The sequence below is a fragment of the Tellurirhabdus bombi genome, assembly GCF_021484805.1.
Classification (GTDB): domain Bacteria; phylum Bacteroidota; class Bacteroidia; order Cytophagales; family Spirosomataceae; genus Tellurirhabdus; species Tellurirhabdus bombi.
Window position 1 is genome coordinate 3591761 of record NZ_CP090557.1, and the last position, 16712, is coordinate 3608472.

Sequence of the window (16712 nt, forward strand, 5' to 3'; positions counted from 1 at the left end):
TTTGGTTGTTAATCAATGGTATGACCAAAAATGCAAGGAGCATATGGTGCAACTTTATTGTCCTACATCGGATAAACTGATAACGTTTACTATAAAAGATGTAGAATTATAGATCTTCGGATGATCGCCCAATATCTTAAAAATGCGTGCTCCTTATGGGGTAGCCTCAATCTATTCCACAACCAACCGAAACTTTGGCTTTGCGATGAGAAATTAAGGCATAACTTTCTGACTAACAGGATTATGATCTCGCAGTAGTCAATAATTGATAAAAGGGTTCACGTGGAACGCTAAAGTATTAATTTACAGAAATTTAGACGTTTTATTGAGTTATACAGACTCAGCTAAGGATTCTATCGGAATAGACAATACACTACCGGCTAATGAATCTTTCCCCTGCCCCTTGACAATTGGCAAAAAGTAGTTGTACAAGGCAACAAGCTGCTTTCTTCCACCCGGTGAGCCTTAGCTCGCTTTACCCTCTTTATACTAATGAGCCATAGAATAGCGCTAGATAAATAAGGCTTGCTAATAGGGGATCATTTATCTCAATAGACTCTTTTCACCGTTCGCTCAATAATAGCGGAGCTTAATCAGTATTGGGCCTTTCTATTGGTTTTTCCTTGGCAAAAGGAGCATCTATTTGTCTATTTATTTTTAATATTATAGTCTAATTATTTACTCCTTACTCTTCTCCTTGTTAATAGCTGGTTCCGACAGCATCTTTTATTGTTCGTTTATTAGTATCACATTCCTAATGCAAGCATCTTGATTTACTCCCAAGCAGGATTTACCAGAGTTATGAATACAGAAGTTATTTCCCATCTAGAAGGCGATGGTAATTACACCTGGGTCTGCTATGCTAGTGGGCATAAACACCTCATTGCTCAAACGATTAAAGTTCTGGAGCCAGCATTCCCCGGCTTTATTCGTATCCATAAGCGCTTTGTAGTCAATCCGGCCTTTATCACCCAGGTGCTGGTTTTTCCAGAAAATTTAGCGGGTGCCGTACTTTTGCGTAGCGGTACAGAACTACCCATCAGCCGCCGCCGTTGGAGTGTCTTTGGGCGGCAATTGAAGCAATTATTTAATGCTCCTTTCTAGGAAAGACATGGCCCAGAACCAAGGCGTTTGCTCTAAGCCTAAGATAAATAAATACGTACGGCTTAAAGCCAAGAATGATTTAGCGAATGATTTAGCTTAAGACTCCCTTCTCTTGCTAAGCGCCAGCCAACTTAACGTTAACGTAGCTTCTATGAGCCAGCCACCGTCGGACGCTTCCAACAAAGAGAAACGTTTAATCTTTACCGTTCGGGTTCAAATACTGTGTTTATAGAAGAATTGAGTTCAATTTTAACAAGAAATTTCCGGGTTTCATTTTCTGTCTAGGGGTTCACTTCGTAAGGACTTTTCGTCATCCTGAAACAAATCCCTGACTCATTAGGCAAGAGGTGCCGTACCCTCATCCCCTGCTTAGTTTCAATGCCTTTTGCTGTAGTTGATCCGTTTAGAGATTAGGATGTAAATCAAGTTCTCCTGGCGCTAAATTCAGGTTAGATAAAAACAGCAAACAGGCCTTGCTTTTGGCAGGGCTTCTGTTTTTTCAATTAATTTCCAATTTTTCGCTTTGTGTTTATTTGGTAAACTCCTGTTCAAAATAGAAGACAACCGGCTTTTCAATTTCCTGAATAAATCCGTACCGCTTAGCAATTTTATATTGAGTTGAATACAGGTTGAGTGACTTAATAAAGCCGCCAACCAACTTCCTAAACTCTTCCAGGCTTAAACTGTGTTTATTGATATTGCAACTGGCACAGGCTGGCATCTGATTATCTATATGAAGCCGTTCGGGGTGTTTGTAAGTCCCATCAGGTACCCATCTTCGCTTACGCCGGTCGTACTTAAGATTGCGCCGGCAAGGTTCCAGTTCATCGACATGCCAGCCTTTGACCAACTCACAGCCACAATAGGCGCAACGCCCCCCAAATTTATTAAAGATGATTTCCCGTTCCTTTTTAGTGGGCATAGTTGGCAATTAACTTTCCTGAAAAACAAGTCGGCGTTATTTTTCAGACAAAATTCTGATTAATTTTAGGTGACTTCTTAAGTAGTCATTCGTCCAACCTACATGTTGACAGAACTCATCAAAACTTATCCCCTCCTGGCCTTCACATCCGGGTTTGCCCTGGGCTTCGTATTCTGTAGCCTGATTGGCACCATGATCTACACGGCATTTCAGCAGATGAAGCAAGACCCGCTTCAATACCATTCCCTCAGGGAACGGGTTAATTGAGCGGTGTAGAATCGGATTGTTTATCATTAAATTGGATAACCTCACTGCCTAGCTCTACGCCCTCCTTACTTAGAGGCATCAACTTTTGAAAAGCATCCTTTCGCCCCTCGAGGGAGGCGTCATCAAAGCGTTTGTACGTTACCCAATCCACATAGGCATAGTTACGGTCCACGTCCAGATACCCACCGTGAGCCAGCCGGTGCGAATCCAGCGCTGGCACATAAATTACTTCCAAAGTTACCGCCTGCTGGTGCTTGGGATAAAACGTCCAGGATAGTTTAGCCATATTGCTGAGTATTTTTCGCAATTGATTATGTTTCACCTTTCAAAAATAACCACAGTTCCCCTTCATAGGAAAAGTGCTGGTAGTATTCTAACTGATAAAACCCATAAAGTAAAGATACCGTGGTGTTAATTTTCTGTTTAAGCAGCTTGCCGGAATTGACTTTTTATTATATTTGATAAAAAGAAAAGAAGACATGGAGAACTTATTAAGTGTGCTTTTCAACTGGGGACTTTGGTTATTCGAGGCTGTTGGCGTAAATTTTATTTTAAAGAAAATTGCCCTAAATACTTCCAAAAAAGAATAGGTTTATTCCAGCCAGACACGAACCCATTGGCTAGGCCAAAACTTCCGCAGCTTTGATTGTTTCAATAAGCTCGTTCGTTTCTCCGTGTAACTTTTTCGTTTAAAATTGGTCTATATAGTCAACTAAAATCAGGCCATGAAACGCTTTATCACTTTTTGTTTTGTCTTACTAGCAGCCAAAAGTCTGCACTGGAAAATCAGCCTAATGCGGTTAATGATGTCCTCGCAAACGTAGATAATAAGATACAACCAAAATTGCAACTCGTTATTTAAAATACCCCTAAGCCTATGACAACAGGAAATACATTGCACTTATCAGAAGTCACTCTAGATCCGGCTGAAATTCGGCATATCTGCTTTGAAGGCGGGCACGAAGAGGCTGATGTCTATACATTTGAGGTATTGCTCAGGCCGCGGGGCAGCCTAAAATATACTGTTAGCCCTGACGAGTACGAAAAAGTGCAGGCATTTGCCGCCCAGAATGCTTTGCAGTAAAGCTCTTTCCGTGATTGATCTGTTCTGGAACATTCATTTACAAAGGTTCCAGTGGTTTCAGCATCTCTAGCGATACCTAAGGTCAATCTGGCACCAGCCCTAACATTCTTCGCTGGTGCCTTAATGCAATTTTTTTCTTCCAATATGAAAGCATTTTTACCGTTTGCTCAAAACAAATAAGGCAAAGTAATCATTTTAGGCTTTATTTTGCGGGCTGCTAGTCTACCTATCCCCTATATACGACATTAGGGCGCTTTTTTTACCCCTAATCTTCCAAAGCGCAGGATATCAGTGTAGCTAGGCTGCTTTTTTTACTTAGTAATACATGGAAAAGAACGATTACTCTAGCCGAGAGGAAGTGTTATCACCTGAATTTTTAGACTTGCTTGATCAGCAGGAAAAACTCTCCAGTGACTTTGCTTTTAAGGTCATCCGCCCTACCTCCAATAACTTACACCTACTCCGGGTTAAAATCACCACAACGCCAGCAGGCTGGCAGCGCCTCCACCGCCTTAAAGAAACATACCTACAAACAGGTTAATGTTTCAGAATAAGTCCGAGCGCATAACTAAACCGGCTGTTTCGGGTTAATCCTTTATCTAAGCGCCACAAAGCCCATGAAACAATATAAAGTATTCTGGCTATCGGATGAAGGACCCATTGATCTTAGGAACTACCGGGAACGAAACGGCGCCCCATCTATTTCTCTTGCCCAGGAAAGTGAGTATTTTACGGAAGAAGAAGCGGAAAGCTTGCTAACCAGACTAACCGACGAGTATCCCCATCGACGCTTTGTTACCAATGAGCTCTCTGAGTAGCTTTGTGTATACTTGCGGTTCTTCTTATTAATCTTTGCATTCGCACGAGTTACCTTGCTATTTGAGGGGTTCTATTGTAGCTACGCCGGTAGATCAAGTATTTACTCTACATGATGATGCCCCGTAGCCTCATCAACTTGTTAACTATTCAATTACTACTTGTTAAGATGCAGTGCAATCGCTGTAAATCTATGGTATAAAGGAAGGACTAAACAGGCTCCGCTTCTGGCGGGGCTTTTGTTTTAATGGCTTCTTAGTACTGAATCTAGGAAAGCTATTGCAAACGGCTGATTATGAATTACCACTGGATAGCTTTTCGCTTTCCTGGTTGACTACCTAGTTTTTCTGTATTACTTTAAAGTGAACGTTAATTGAAAAATTTATGCAACTGGCCTGGCTTATATCGTTCGTTGTGCTGGCATGGTACTGCGCTAAGGAATTACAAGCACCGGGTAAACCCAACTGGAGTAAAGCAATTGTAACCGCTCTTTTCTGGCCATTTTCGATTGTGACAAACTGGCTATCCGAACGAAATCAGCATTAATAGGATTAACTTTGCATATTAATCCTTAAATATATTAACAGCTATCCCAGTTTTACCGCTCGGCTGTTTACAAATAATCACCTACTCAGTTTTCTACGCCTTGGTTTTCAATGATTTATAGTAACTTTATTAGCATTCCTTTCACCTGAGTTCCTTTCCCGCTCCCTAAGGTGACGGCCAAGTAGCTCCACGTTCGACCACCTTGATGATTATCTTACTTGCGTTGATCCTGGTGATCAAACTTTTCGTTGGCGGTTATATTCTTGTCTTATCCCAAAAAGAAACGCCAGGGTCACGGCAGCAATTTTATGCCCTTGCCCATGTTTTTCTTTTTTGGGCCGATGCGCTAATCGTAGGCATCGCGATTCATTATTTGTCTACCCATGCCTAGATAACGTTGACTACTATTCCCTTTTTAGAAATGCACTCTTGCCTTTCGTCCTTTTGCAAATGGGTACCTTTTAATTAATAGACAAAAAAATTACAGACTAACTTTCACGGTAACAATAAGTTTAAGGTCAAAAAAAATGGTTATTCATGCAAAAGGAAATGTACTTGGTAATACATTTCCTTGCCGATAAGCTCTACTTAATTTACCGGTTCTGCCGCCGTCATCAGCGAAATTTCTTTCATAAAAACTTTCATATAACACTTAAACAAACTCTCAAAGTATTTTTTAGTCGTTTCCATTGGTGTGAGCCTTTCGGGCTTTATTTACAATTAATAATTTACCTTTAGACGTTCCCGTTTCTTTGAAGTTACACCCTTTTAAAAACTATTATTTAGATTTTTCTCCCAATTCATAACTTCCTTTTCCTGCTTTTTATCCATTTGTATAACCCCTCTAATAACTCTTTATAGCTTTTTTTGACCGTCGCAGCTGGTGTTTACCAGGAAATACTCCTTATTTATTTACATTATAAAGTACTACCTATCAAGTAATTATGTTTGAATTTATTAATCTTGATGCTGCTCGTATTTTAGTCTATGTCACTTCACTGGGCTATTTTGACGAGTCATCGTGCAAGAGAAGCGTTTCGGTGCTTATGATCCTGTTCAGCAAAACGCTACTACTTAGTTTTGTCTAGCCAAATAACTGAACAAAATGAAACGCCTTTTGTATATTCTTAGTTTAGTTCTACTCTTTTCTTGCGAAAACGGGGAGATTGATAAATGCTGTTATACTTGCATTCGTTACACTACAGACCAGATACACCAGAGGGTTGAGTTTTGCGACAAAGCCGACATGGACCAATATCTAACCTACATGCAAGCTAACCCAAAGACTGTATCGCTACATTGTCGAACCAATCCTTTTAACGGATGACAAAGCAAAAATAGTTAGTTTTTTACTTATTTATCAGACAATAAAAATTAATAAATAGCTTGTATAGTAAGTATTTTCACTAACTTTGAAGTGCGCCACCGTACTCACGATAACTATTATGCCGTTCTCACTACTCGTCAGAAGCCTAAACGTATTGCCCCTCCCTCACCGGTTTACGGGTAAAAAAGTCTGTCCCTATTGCAAAAAGGACATTTTCATGGATCGGGTGAACCGCTCTTTCCTTACGAAGCATGTGCTATTCTTTGTGGAGACGCGTTCTTATCGCTGTTATGCCTGCATGAGGAAATTTACACGACTTTCTGCATAGGCTATCTATTTAAAAATAAGCCCAATAAGCCCTTGCGCTTGAAATAACGTGCGCAGGGCTTACTGGGCTTGTACAAACTGTAGAGAAAAGGATCAGTGCAGTAACTTAAACGCCTTGGTTGGCTATTTAAAGATTATCATTGACCTCTTCCAGTTACTCCCATAAGCAACGTTTAGCGGCTTCCGTTCGAATATTCAAGGTAGTTACTAATAATGCCAGGCGTTTACTTTCCAGAAGCACTAGCGCCTAAACTTCCTGATCAGAATTCCTATATCGACTACCAACCCCACTATTCCCACAACAGCAATTACCTTGTTCAGGCTGATTTTCAGTAAGCCTTTTGATTTTTTAGCAGTTTGTTTCCTGGAGGTTAGTGATCTAATCATATTTATCTGTATCTGGTCTTGACAAGGGAAATGCGTAGACGTCAAATATATAATAACAAACCTATAGGACTTAAACTTTGCTGTTAAATTCAGCCTGTTGCGTTAAGTCTTAACTGCCCTGAATCCACTCACCTACTAGAATTGCCCGATTCGCAACATTCTGATAGTCATCTACCTACATTTCTTTCAATTCCAGTTTTTTGTTATTTTATTTATTCTACTGAACGTTACTCAACATATAGAAAATGATACTGACTCATTTAACCAGTGAAGCTAATTATACCTGGTTACATTACCGGAATGGCCAAAAACACTTGACTGCCAGAACATTAAAATTCTACGAAACGACTTTCCCTTCCTTTATTCGTATTCACAAAAATGCCCTGGTCAATCCCGCTTTTATTAGCCGAATTGAACCGCCCTCTACCCAGAATGCTTTAGGATTAGTGATTTTACACAGTGGAAAAGAATTGACAATTAGCCGCAGGCGGTGGCTACTCATTGCCCCGCAACTGATGCCATACATTAACGAGCGCTCTAGCTAAGCTTACTTTTTACCATTTAGCAATTCCAACGCTGCTTTTTTCAGGGCCGTATTTTCGTTATTTACTAGCATTTGGGCTTTCTGCCTAACCTTATCGGATTGGTTGCTGCTGTGGCTCAACACCGTCAATAACTTTGCTAAAAACCATTCGTTGTCGGTGTTCAGGTCCTTGGCCAAAGCGTCATATAAGGCCGTTCCTACCTGACTCACCGGTTTTAAAGCCTGGAGAATTTCCAGTTTTTCGTCAATAGCCACGCTCGTATAAATTTTGGCCAATTCTGCTTGAAGCATTGCATCATTCAGGTTTGCAGTTGGTAAAGCCTTCATAGCCAAATCCTTAATCGTGGGATCATCGTTTGCCGTTAGACCTTTGAGCAGCAAGGGATAGAGTTTCTCTGGCTTGTTCAACTTACCCAAACGACTTACATCCAACAGAAAATAATCGTACCGCTTTTGATTACTCTTTAGCAGGTTTTCAAGTAAATCGCTCTGGTTCAGTCGGTTTACTGTGAGCAGTGCCAATTGCTCTTTCTCGCCTTGATGAATCAAATGCCAAAGGGTATAAGTCGTATAGACCGCATCCTCAACGGCTTCGGAAGCAATCTCTTTTTTAGTGGCCCCCGATACGCCATCCACTTTCGACGAATCCGGCTCATCAATTAGGTCCGAGAATTCGTATTCCCGCAAACTAGACCAGTCATTGCTGAGAATGGTAGTTAGCTTTTCGTAATCAGCCGCCGAAAAGACACTATGGTCGGTTTTAGTTAGGTGTTCACCGTAAACTTCAACACCTAGAAAATCCCCCGAACAATGCCAGTAAATTCCTACGTCTACCAGCTTGCATTCACCCGTTAAACAGACCGGCGTTTTGATCTTCCGCTGCCAGTACAAGATGCCATTGGCGTCTACCAGCGCGGTAACGGGCACCCGCTCATTGGTGTCATCCTGAATAAAATAGTCTCCGGTTAATGGCTTTAGCATTAATCCTTTTAATGCGTCACTTTGGTAAAAAACAGGGTCGGTATGCATGAAAAGCATCCCACAAAGGCCAACTTTCAAGAGCAAAGAATGGAGTGCCATACCATTAACCGGATCTATTTTATAACAATTTATACTTCAACTTCTTTTCTGAAGCTTTTGACCGGCTGCGGAAAGGTTAATTTGGCTGTGTGCTTTTTCCAATCCTCCGATTTATAGCCGTAATTGGCATTTGTCAGGCTTTTAAGCTCCGAAGCGGCAAACTGCTTGAAATGAAAGTGGATATCGTTCAAATAGTTCGTCAGTAGTTCGTAACCGGTTTTGGAGCCGCATCGAGCCATAGCCGATGCAATGGCCATCTCCAGACTTCCGCCGTATACCCGCCACCGCACCTGATCGTATTGCTCCGTCTGAAAACCTTTGATGTTCTTATCCGTCAGCAGTTTTTCAAAGCCTGCAATGAGTGTCGGATCGGGGTTGCGTTCGGCATAGAAGCAAAGATTCAGAATTCGGTTATAAAAAGGAACCGTTTTCAAATCAATCCGGCCGTTGTAATACTCGCTGGTTCGCTCAACAATTCCGCCGCCAGCCGCCGTATTTTGGAGAATGTGTTTGATGGTATCCGTACACTGCGGATTTCCGGCCATTGCCAAAAGACCAATGTTCTGATTGATTCGCCAGAACAACCCTTCCAGCATGTTCTTTTTCCGACCCCGTATGGAATCATATTCATCGACATAGCCTCCCGGATAGCCGTTCTCCGACTCCTGCGCGAACAGGTCGTTCAGTTCGTCTTCAATTAAATTGTTGCCTTCCTGCTTTCCAAACCAGGCCAATGCTTTCGCTACCAGCAGCTTGCCTTTGGGCTCTGCGGTTTTTGCAAAAGTCTCTGCCAGAATTGGGACAGCAATTTCTTTCGGCAGTCGTGCGCATTCATAAAGATACTCCGGTTGTCCCTTGGCTAATTGCGCCACCCTTCTTTGCGCCTCCGCCTTGTTATCCTGAATACGAACACTTTTCGGCCGGGCATAATCAGTGGGCAGATAGCCCAATGCGGCCCACTCTTTCTGTAATCGCGACACATCGTACTGCCTGGGCTGCTGCTTTTTCCAGGCCAGATCGGCGGCAATCTGGCCGGTTAGGTACCCAAGCACAATTAGGTCGGCGGTCATGCGGGTAAATTGCAGCGCATTATGCGTCTGACTGAAACCCCGGCCCGAAAGCAACAACCCATCCAGTTTTTTTGGGACAATACAGCGATACGGAATTTCGACGGTTATGTCATTGGAGTGCGGCAGTAAAAAACCGCATTTTGAAAACTCCGAACTCCCAATGGTATGCGGATCGAAATCGCTGCTGGCCAGGGCCAAAACATCCTCAAAATGCCGATTTTCGACCACATCGATCAAATCAAGTACGTGCATTCCTTCGACCCGGCGCGATTCCCGAACGGTCAAGAACGGGTGAAAATCGTAATGATGGGCTTCGTAATGCGACAAGAACAAACCCCGTTGCAGTTCCGAAATTTTCGTATTGTCCAGGATGTCGTAATCCCGATTTGTTGCCGAAGGCAATTTCCCCGAACCCGCCACATCCCATTGGCTGTAATTCTGCGTTTCGCCCGTCCGGGAATTGCCGATTTGGTACGCAGCTCCGGCAAAGTAGGCGATATCGCCATCCCCCGTTCCATCAACCGTTATCGCGCCTTCGATGGCTTCGAGCTTCCCGTGCCGACAAATCAGGATGCCGTTTACCTGGTTGTTTTTCACCAACGCGCCGCACATCATGGCTCCCGCCAGGAAGCGCCCCTCCGCATCGAGTAACGTTTTGAGGTGATAAAGTTTGCGCCCCGTCTTTTTGGACATATTGGTTTCAAACGCAATACGCTCCGCCTCGTCGTTTTGCTTCTTAAAGAATTTGTGTTCCTTAACCCCGTGGTAGTAGCCCATAACGCCCCCCATGGTTTTTGTTCCGCCGAGATCATTAAAATAATCAACCACGATGGTATTAGCGCCCTTTTCCGCCGAGCCCAAAGCGGCCAACGCCCCGGCCGTGCCGCCCCCGGCCACAATCACCTGGCATTGTTCCTTATTCTTGACCAGCCGTTCATAATCGAACTTACACTCCTTCATAGGCACCGAAAACCCGGGTTCGTCAAGCTCTGAGAACCGCAAGCTGCTAAACGGAATCGTTGATCCGATGGTGAAAAGCGTCTTTGTTTGGGAGCTGGTATTCGCCAATTTTACCTTATTCACCAGGGCTTTTGCATCCGCCTCCAGCTTCATAATTGTCTGACAAGTCAGCTCTGTCGGCGCGTTAGCCATCAAATAGTGGCCTTTCAGGACTGGCGTTGGCAGCTTTTCGTCTTCAAGAACCAAGGAGGTTTCCAGCGCAAACTGGTTGATGTTGGCTTTCTTCAGCGATTCGTCGAGCTGCGCAATGTTTTCGCCTAATTTGCCCGCGATCAGCCTTGCCTGGTGCTCAATTTCGTCTGGTTTCTGGCTGGTTACAGGAAATTCATACGCGATAAATAGCTGGTCTCCTGAGCGCTTGCCCGGATGAAAGGCAAGATCTCCCGCAATGCCCAACGACTCGGGTGCTTTAACGGACTTCTTTTTTGGATTGCTTACTTTCAGCAGTTCCAGCACAAAACCCGCTTTTTTAACCTTATAGGGTTTGCCCAGCACGCCCCGACTAAATAGTACCTGATCCGACGCATCGATAAAACTCCGACATTTAACCGTTTGTAAGCCATGTTTGCTGGCCAGCAACACGCCCTGGACGTTCTCACTGTCCGAAAGAATTCCGCAGACGTCGGTCATCAACAACACGTGTACTTTATTGGTCAACAGGCTTTGGAGCATGGCTTTTCGCACGCTTCCTGAAAACAGGAGCAGTTCGTCGCCAAACTGGCTTTCGCCCGGTCCGGTGCCGCCTTTGTGTTGCAGCTCCGGCTTTTCTTCCGTTGGCAGAAAGAGCGCCTGTAAATCAGGGCGGAACGAGGCTAACCCGTCGGTTCCCAACCACAATTTCTGTTTCGCAAACAGTTCGTAACCCGGACTGCTTCGCTTCTCCACGAGCAGCACTTTCTTGCCCTGCTTCGCCGCGTGCACCGCCGCAAAATAGCCAGAAAGTCCGGCTCCGTTGATCACCATATCGTATTCATCAAATCGGCTTTTCCCGGCAAACTGCTGGTTCATTTCCAGATAGGTCTGCTTATTGATAAATCCGGGCGCTACCAGAATGGCTCCGGTAGCCGGCAAGCTTATGTTCAAAAAATCTCGTCTGTTCATGGTTTCAGGAATTTGAGCGTTTTGGTTGGCTATGCGCCCGGATAACCAGGGTTTTGGGTTAGTTTTACTTCGCGATTAGCATCAATGGCTTTTTGCGGTATGGGCCAAAGTTCGTGATAAGGCTCCATCGTCGCTTTTGCCTTGAAGTTATATTGCGTAGCCCGTTTATAAAGCAAGCCCAGGCGCACCAGCGTTCGGCGGCGTGGTTCCTCCACAATCAACTCCCGGGCACGCTCGTCCAGAATGTAGTCCAGATTTACCCTGGCTGCTTCGACCAGCTTTGCCTTGGCTCTGGCTCTCACTACATTAATATCAGCAGCGGCTTTGTCAGGCATTCCTTTGTGCACATACGCCTCGGCTCGCAAGAGGTAGGTCTCAGCCAGCCGCATCCGAATCTGATCATTTTTGGTTCTTCCGTTCAAAGCGCCCTGGGGCATTTCGCCTTCAATCTTGCGGATCATCGGGTAGAACCAGCGCAACGTATCGACGGAGTACGTCGTAGCCGTCCCGTCTTCTTTGGCGATGTAGGCCACATTATTGACCTTCACGATCTTGACTTTTTTCTTGAAGAAGGTTGAGCTGGGGTCGTTGTAATACCAGTCACGCCGAATATTATACGAAGAGTTCCGCATGTCCTTCCAATCGTCTTTCCAGATATCAACGAAGAAATAATTCAGGGGCCGGTTTCCGCCCTGGCTTCGGCCCAGGCTATCAATAACCAGCATCCGTTTTCCATCTGGCGAGCGAATATTCTCGAACTGCGGACCCCACCAACGCAGATCATGGTTCAGGCCTGTTCCCCCACCAACGGTCAAATCCTCGTATTGCACGACCCAGATGGTCTCCTGATTGCCCGAAGCCCGATTCTGCTGGTTGGTCCAGAAAAGATCCGAAAAAACGTCACCGGGGCGGGCCGTGTTACCGAATCGCTGGGTCATCAATTTATAACTGCCCGCTTTGCCCTCAATCACCTGGCTAGCCGCTTCGATGGATTTATCGAACCAACTGGACTCCTTTGTTTCCAGCCCTAGACTGATGTAGACTTCGGCCAGCAGATGGTTAGCCGCCGCTTTAAAAATCCGGCCATCCTTAGCGGCGTTGTTCTCAACAACCGGTAGCCATTGCGCCGCAAACTCCAGGTCTTCGCGCACAAATTGCAGAATTTCCAAACGGGGAGCCCGACCAAAATCAAATTTCGGGGCCGAGAATTCTTCCTTTACCAGCGGAACCGGACCGTATAAATTGACCAGCGTGTTATAGGTAAAAGCCCGGAAGAATTTCGCTTCGGCAACAATGGCGTTCTTTTCCGCTTCGGTCCAGCTAACTCCGGGGTTTTCGGCCCGCGCAATAACGAGATTGGCATTTTTCAGCATATCGGTATACGCCCAATCCCAGTAATGCACAATAATCTGGTCGGTTGGCAGAATTTCCTTGTAGTTATTGAAAAACCGCCCATCGGCTACTCCGCTAATGCCAATATCCGTACCTGCGCCCATCTGATCGGGGCGGTCTAGTGTTCGTTCCTCCCGCGCCGACTTATGCAAAGCCGTCAGCACCGCTTCGAAACCCGCTTTGTTGGTCAATAAATTTTCGGGACTGAACCGGTCTAGTGGCTTTTCGTCCAGAAAGTCCTCCCGACAGGCTGTAACCAAAAACACGGTTAAGAGTACACTTGCGATATAGTTGATTCTTTGTTTCATAGTTACCAATGTGTTTAAAGTGCCACATTCAACCCAACGGTCCACGATTTTAATAATGGGCCATCACCAGAACTGCGCCCACCCGATCCGTGCTCGGGATCCCAGCCCTGCCATTTCGTCCAGGTATGCAGGTTTTTACCGCTTACGTACAGTTTTACGTTGTCGATTTTGAGCCGGGTCAGGTATTTTTTGGGTAAATCATAAGCCAAACTCACGTCTTGTAGCCGAACAAACGTGCGGCTCTGGTAAAAGCCCCAGGAAAAGGGATTGGGATAGCCAATGCTCGGGCGATCCGTCAACGGGTTCTCCGGCGTCCAATAGGGCAAATCCATGAGGTTCGTGCGGTCGTAGAAGTTTGTGCCGTGGTTTAAGAAGCCGTTGGAGCTATAGCCCCCCACCCGAGCATTGAACATAAACGAAAATGTGAGTCCCCGGAAGGAAAGCCGATTGGTTAAACCGCTCGTAAAATCTGGTTGAGATGAGTGCAGCACCTGCCGATCTTCGGGTCCTATTTTACCATCACCGCTTACATCCTTGAAGCGAATAAAACCCGGTTTGGCACTTGGATCGATGGTAATATCCTCACCTGCCTGCCAGATACCATCCCAAACATAATCGAAATTGGTTCCCAGCGGATAGCCGATAAACCACTTGCTGGCAATATCATCGTCCTCCCGTCCGTCGCCGTCCAAATCCACGCCGGAGAGTTTAGTGATTTTATTCCGGTTTAGCGAAAACACGAAGCTGGTGTTCCAGGAAAAGCTGCCTTTCGAATAATTCTGCGTATTTAAGGTCAGCTCAATTCCTTTGTTGGTCGTTGCGCCGATGTTGGTAAAAAAAGTGTCGTATCCCGTCATGTTGGGAATACGCATGTTCAGCAGCAGGTCTGAGGTTTGTTTTGCGTAATATTCGAACGAGCCAGAAATGCGGTCTTTGAAAAGACTGAAATCCATCCCCAGATCCGACGCCACGGTGGTTTCCCAGCCCAGCAGCGGATTCGCCATGGAGACCGGCGAAATGCCCACGCTGGTGCTACCGTTATCGCCGAAGACATATTGGTTGGTCGTGTGATTCATGTTGCTCAATGAGCTGTAGGGGTTAACACCCCGGTTACCGTTTTTACCCCAAGAATATCGAATTTTCAGGGAGTTGAGCCAGGGGATGTTGCGCATGAATTTCTCTTCCGAAATTATCCAGCCAACCCCTGCCGATGGGAAGTTTCCGTATTTCCGCCCCGCCCCGAATGCCGAATAACCATCGCGCCGGACGGTAAAATTGAACATGTACTTATCCAGCAGCCGGTACCCGATCCGGCCCATTACTGAATTGGCTCGTGCTTCATTGGCACTGGTTCCAATGGTCGGATTTTCACCGATACTCAGGCCATTGTAGGAAAGGGCGTCGCTAAAAATGTTGTTGCTGGAGAGCGAAGAACCATTGTTTCTCGTCTTTTCAAAACTGTATAGTAGCGTCAGGTCGAAGTTGTGTTTTTCGGTAAAGCTGCGGTTATACTTAACGATATTTTCCATCGTCAAGTAATGATGTTTGCTATTTGACTGATTTCCCGAAGCCCGAATTACGGTTCCATCCCGGTTATACGAAGGTGTAAAGCCAGCTTCTTCGTTGTTGCGAATGTTGTTACCCAGGTTCATCCGATACGACAAGCCCGAAATGGGCAGGTCCACATCCGCGTACACGTTGCTAAATAAGGTACTGGACAGGTTCTTATTATCGTTTCGCACGGAGCTGAAAAGCGGGTTGGGCGCTAATCCATCGTCCATCGGCAAATATCTCAACTCCCCATCGTCATAATAGAAAGAGGAGAATGGACTCAGATAACTCGCTGAGCCCCAGTTTGCTGGAATGCCGGAGTAATCTTTTACCGTATATCCAGTGTTGGTTCCGATGTTGAGCCAGTCCGTCACCGCAATGTCTAAATTGACGCGTGCCGATAACCGACTGAAATTATCGCCGTAGATCCGGCCTTTCATATCGGTATACGAACCTGAAACATAGTAGTTTATTTTCTCTGTTCGCCCCGAAATACCCAGTTCGTGGTTGGTCATGGGTGCCCGCTGGCTGATGGCTTCCCAGGGATCGATGGTCCGACCTGCGTTGCGGTTGGCTTCTTCAATGGGCGTCAGGTTCATGGGCCTTCCCAGATACACCGCCGCATCTTCTTTCATTTGCAGGTAGCGTTCGGGGCCCATCAGCTTGGGTGTGTTGGCAAAATCGGACATCCCGAAATACCCGTTATACGTAAGGCGAGTCTTGGGACTGCTGCCTCTTTTGGTTGTAATCAGGATAACCCCATTGGTTGCCCGCGAGCCATAAATGGCCGCCGAACTGGCATCTTTCAGGATATCAATGGATTCAATATCATTGGTGTTAATATCCGATAAACCGCCCGTATAGATAATTCCGTCCAGTACGATCAGCGGATTGTTATTGCCCGAAATAGACGAAGCGCCCCGGATGCGGATCGTACCATCCGAACCGGGCCGACCGTTGTCCGTGACCATCACCCCCGCCACCGAACCGCGCAGGGTCTGCACCAGATTGACATTAGGGTTCGTGGCGTTCTCTTTCGGATCAATTCGCGTGACTGCTCCCGTCAGGTCTTTTTTACGCTGCGTTCCGTACCCAACCACCACAACCTCCGACAAAGCTTTGTTGTCATTTCGCAAGCTAATGTCGATGCTGGCCCGGTTGCCTACTTCAATTTCCTGGCTTTCAAAACCGACGTAACTAAAAACCAGTGTGGCCCCCTGATCGGGAATGCTCAGGCTGTAGCGACCATCGTTGTCGGTGGCCGTTCCTTTAGAAGTCCCTTTGATCAGGATGCTCACGCCCGGCAGTGGCTGGCTATCTTCCGCCGAGCTTACTTTACCCGTTAACACGCGTTCGGCGGGTTGGCTGTAGACCGGTTCCGGCAACTTGAGCGCCCCGGTATTGTTCTGGCGGGTCAGAATGATTTGCTTTCCCTTGACCATATACGCGACTCCCAACGGATTCAGCAGATTGTCCAGCACCAGCGACAACGGTTCCTGCCTAGCTTTTATGGTCATTTTTGTCGCTGGGTCAAATACCCGCGAATTATAGAGAAACTTATAGCCCGTAGACTTCCGCAGTTGTTCCAACGCCTGGTCGAACGGCATTTCGACCAGGGTAATGCTAACCCGCTTATTGAGGACTTCCTGCCCCCGAACCGGATGCGCCCAGGCCAGCGTCGAGCCGATTAAAACGATGCATAATTGAAATAAAGATACCCTCATAATGGTCAAGAGTATAGGTAACTTTTTTTTCATACCTTTGAATGTTTTTGTGATTTGACAGCAAACGAATGGCAAAAACAATCCCCCACAGTTAGGCAAATGCTAACTGTCCGAGTAACTTTTGAGTCAATCGTGGGTCCAG

The 16712-nt window shown here is 45.7% G+C and carries 12 protein-coding genes; 6 read left to right on the forward strand and 6 right to left on the reverse strand.

Translation table 11 applies throughout. The features are described 5' to 3' along the window. Nucleotides 1–801 precede the first annotated feature (801 nt). Nucleotides 802–1104, forward strand: coding sequence for a LytR/AlgR family response regulator transcription factor (locus L0Y31_RS15300; RefSeq protein WP_234733945.1), 303 nt, complete (start codon nucleotides 802–804; stop codon nucleotides 1102–1104). A gap of 529 nt (nucleotides 1105–1633) precedes the next feature. On the opposite strand, the gene L0Y31_RS15305 is transcribed toward L0Y31_RS15300, so the two are convergent. Further along, nucleotides 1634–2026: a hypothetical protein gene (locus L0Y31_RS15305; RefSeq protein WP_234733946.1), complete on the reverse strand. Its 393-nt coding sequence runs from the start codon at nucleotides 2024–2026 to the stop codon at nucleotides 1634–1636. A 102-nt stretch (nucleotides 2027–2128) separates the two neighbouring features. Here L0Y31_RS15305 and L0Y31_RS15310 point away from each other — a divergent pair, with 102 nt between their 5' ends. Next, complete coding sequence (locus L0Y31_RS15310) at nucleotides 2129–2293, forward strand: hypothetical protein (protein ID WP_234733947.1); 165 nt, start codon at nucleotides 2129–2131, stop codon at nucleotides 2291–2293. Here the strand turns inward: L0Y31_RS15310 and L0Y31_RS15315 are convergent. Continuing rightward, nucleotides 2286–2579: a hypothetical protein gene (locus L0Y31_RS15315; protein WP_234733948.1), complete on the reverse strand. Its 294-nt coding sequence runs from the start codon at nucleotides 2577–2579 to the stop codon at nucleotides 2286–2288. The genes L0Y31_RS15310 and L0Y31_RS15315 overlap by 8 nt on opposite strands. 591 nt (nucleotides 2580–3170) lie before the next feature. On the opposite strand from L0Y31_RS15315, the gene L0Y31_RS15320 reads away from it, so the two are divergent. The 4 genes from L0Y31_RS15320 (at nucleotide 3171) to L0Y31_RS21065 (ending at nucleotide 7325) form a co-directional block, all read left to right on the forward strand. Beyond that, entirely contained in the window at nucleotides 3171–3377 is a 207-nt protein-coding gene (locus L0Y31_RS15320; RefSeq protein WP_234733950.1) for a hypothetical protein, read from the forward strand. A 325-nt stretch (nucleotides 3378–3702) separates the two neighbouring features. Further along, nucleotides 3703–3918, forward strand: coding sequence for a hypothetical protein (locus tag L0Y31_RS15325; protein WP_234733951.1), 216 nt, complete (start codon nucleotides 3703–3705; stop codon nucleotides 3916–3918). Nucleotides 3919–3994: 76 nt separating this feature from the next. Beyond that, a complete protein-coding gene (locus tag L0Y31_RS15330; RefSeq protein ID WP_234733952.1) occupies nucleotides 3995–4195 on the forward strand; it encodes a hypothetical protein in 201 nt (66 codons plus the stop codon). A gap of 2830 nt (nucleotides 4196–7025) precedes the next feature. Next, nucleotides 7026–7325, forward strand: a complete 300-nt coding sequence (locus L0Y31_RS21065) for a LytR/AlgR family response regulator transcription factor (protein ID WP_407084038.1) — start codon at nucleotides 7026–7028, stop codon at nucleotides 7323–7325. A 2-nt stretch (nucleotides 7326–7327) separates the two neighbouring features. Here L0Y31_RS21065 and L0Y31_RS15335 read toward each other — a convergent pair whose 3' ends face one another. The 4 genes from L0Y31_RS15335 to L0Y31_RS15350 are packed head-to-tail and all read right to left on the reverse strand — an operon-like array spanning nucleotide 7328 to nucleotide 16570. Beyond that, nucleotides 7328–8404 (reverse strand): FMN-binding protein, encoded by a 1077-nt coding sequence (locus L0Y31_RS15335; RefSeq protein WP_234733953.1) that lies wholly within the window; start codon nucleotides 8402–8404, stop codon nucleotides 7328–7330. A gap of 29 nt (nucleotides 8405–8433) precedes the next feature. Further along, nucleotides 8434–11595, reverse strand: coding sequence for an FAD-dependent oxidoreductase (locus tag L0Y31_RS15340; protein WP_234733954.1), 3162 nt, complete (start codon nucleotides 11593–11595; stop codon nucleotides 8434–8436). Nucleotides 11596–11624: 29 nt separating this feature from the next. Then, nucleotides 11625–13295, reverse strand: coding sequence for a RagB/SusD family nutrient uptake outer membrane protein (locus tag L0Y31_RS15345; protein WP_234733955.1), 1671 nt, complete (start codon nucleotides 13293–13295; stop codon nucleotides 11625–11627). A 14-nt stretch (nucleotides 13296–13309) separates the two neighbouring features. Continuing rightward, complete coding sequence (locus L0Y31_RS15350; RefSeq protein WP_234733956.1) at nucleotides 13310–16570, reverse strand: TonB-dependent receptor; 3261 nt, start codon at nucleotides 16568–16570, stop codon at nucleotides 13310–13312. Nucleotides 16571–16712 lie beyond the last annotated feature (142 nt).

What these genes read in the sequence shown, in the direction of transcription:
- L0Y31_RS15330 (WP_234733952.1), top strand. Translation starts at nt 3,995, where the DNA reads ATGAAACAATATAAAGTATTCTGGCTATCGGATGAAGGACCCATTGAT.
- L0Y31_RS15310 (WP_234733947.1), top strand. Translation starts at nt 2,129, where the DNA reads ATGTTGACAGAACTCATCAAAACTTATCCCCTCCTGGCCTTCACATCC.
- L0Y31_RS15300 (WP_234733945.1), top strand. Translation starts at nt 802, where the DNA reads ATGAATACAGAAGTTATTTCCCATCTAGAAGGCGATGGTAATTACACC.
- L0Y31_RS15325 (WP_234733951.1), top strand. Translation starts at nt 3,703, where the DNA reads ATGGAAAAGAACGATTACTCTAGCCGAGAGGAAGTGTTATCACCTGAA.
- L0Y31_RS15315 (WP_234733948.1), bottom strand. Translation starts at nt 2,579, where the DNA reads ATGGCTAAACTATCCTGGACGTTTTATCCCAAGCACCAGCAGGCGGTA.
- L0Y31_RS15335 (WP_234733953.1), bottom strand. Translation starts at nt 8,404, where the DNA reads ATGGCACTCCATTCTTTGCTCTTGAAAGTTGGCCTTTGTGGGATGCTT.
- L0Y31_RS15350 (WP_234733956.1), bottom strand. Translation starts at nt 16,570, where the DNA reads ATGAGGGTATCTTTATTTCAATTATGCATCGTTTTAATCGGCTCGACG.
- L0Y31_RS15340 (WP_234733954.1), bottom strand. Translation starts at nt 11,595, where the DNA reads ATGAACAGACGAGATTTTTTGAACATAAGCTTGCCGGCTACCGGAGCC.
- L0Y31_RS15305 (WP_234733946.1), bottom strand. Translation starts at nt 2,026, where the DNA reads ATGCCCACTAAAAAGGAACGGGAAATCATCTTTAATAAATTTGGGGGG.
- L0Y31_RS15345 (WP_234733955.1), bottom strand. Translation starts at nt 13,295, where the DNA reads ATGAAACAAAGAATCAACTATATCGCAAGTGTACTCTTAACCGTGTTT.
- L0Y31_RS21065 (WP_407084038.1), top strand. Translation starts at nt 7,026, where the DNA reads ATGATACTGACTCATTTAACCAGTGAAGCTAATTATACCTGGTTACAT.
- L0Y31_RS15320 (WP_234733950.1), top strand. Translation starts at nt 3,171, where the DNA reads ATGACAACAGGAAATACATTGCACTTATCAGAAGTCACTCTAGATCCG.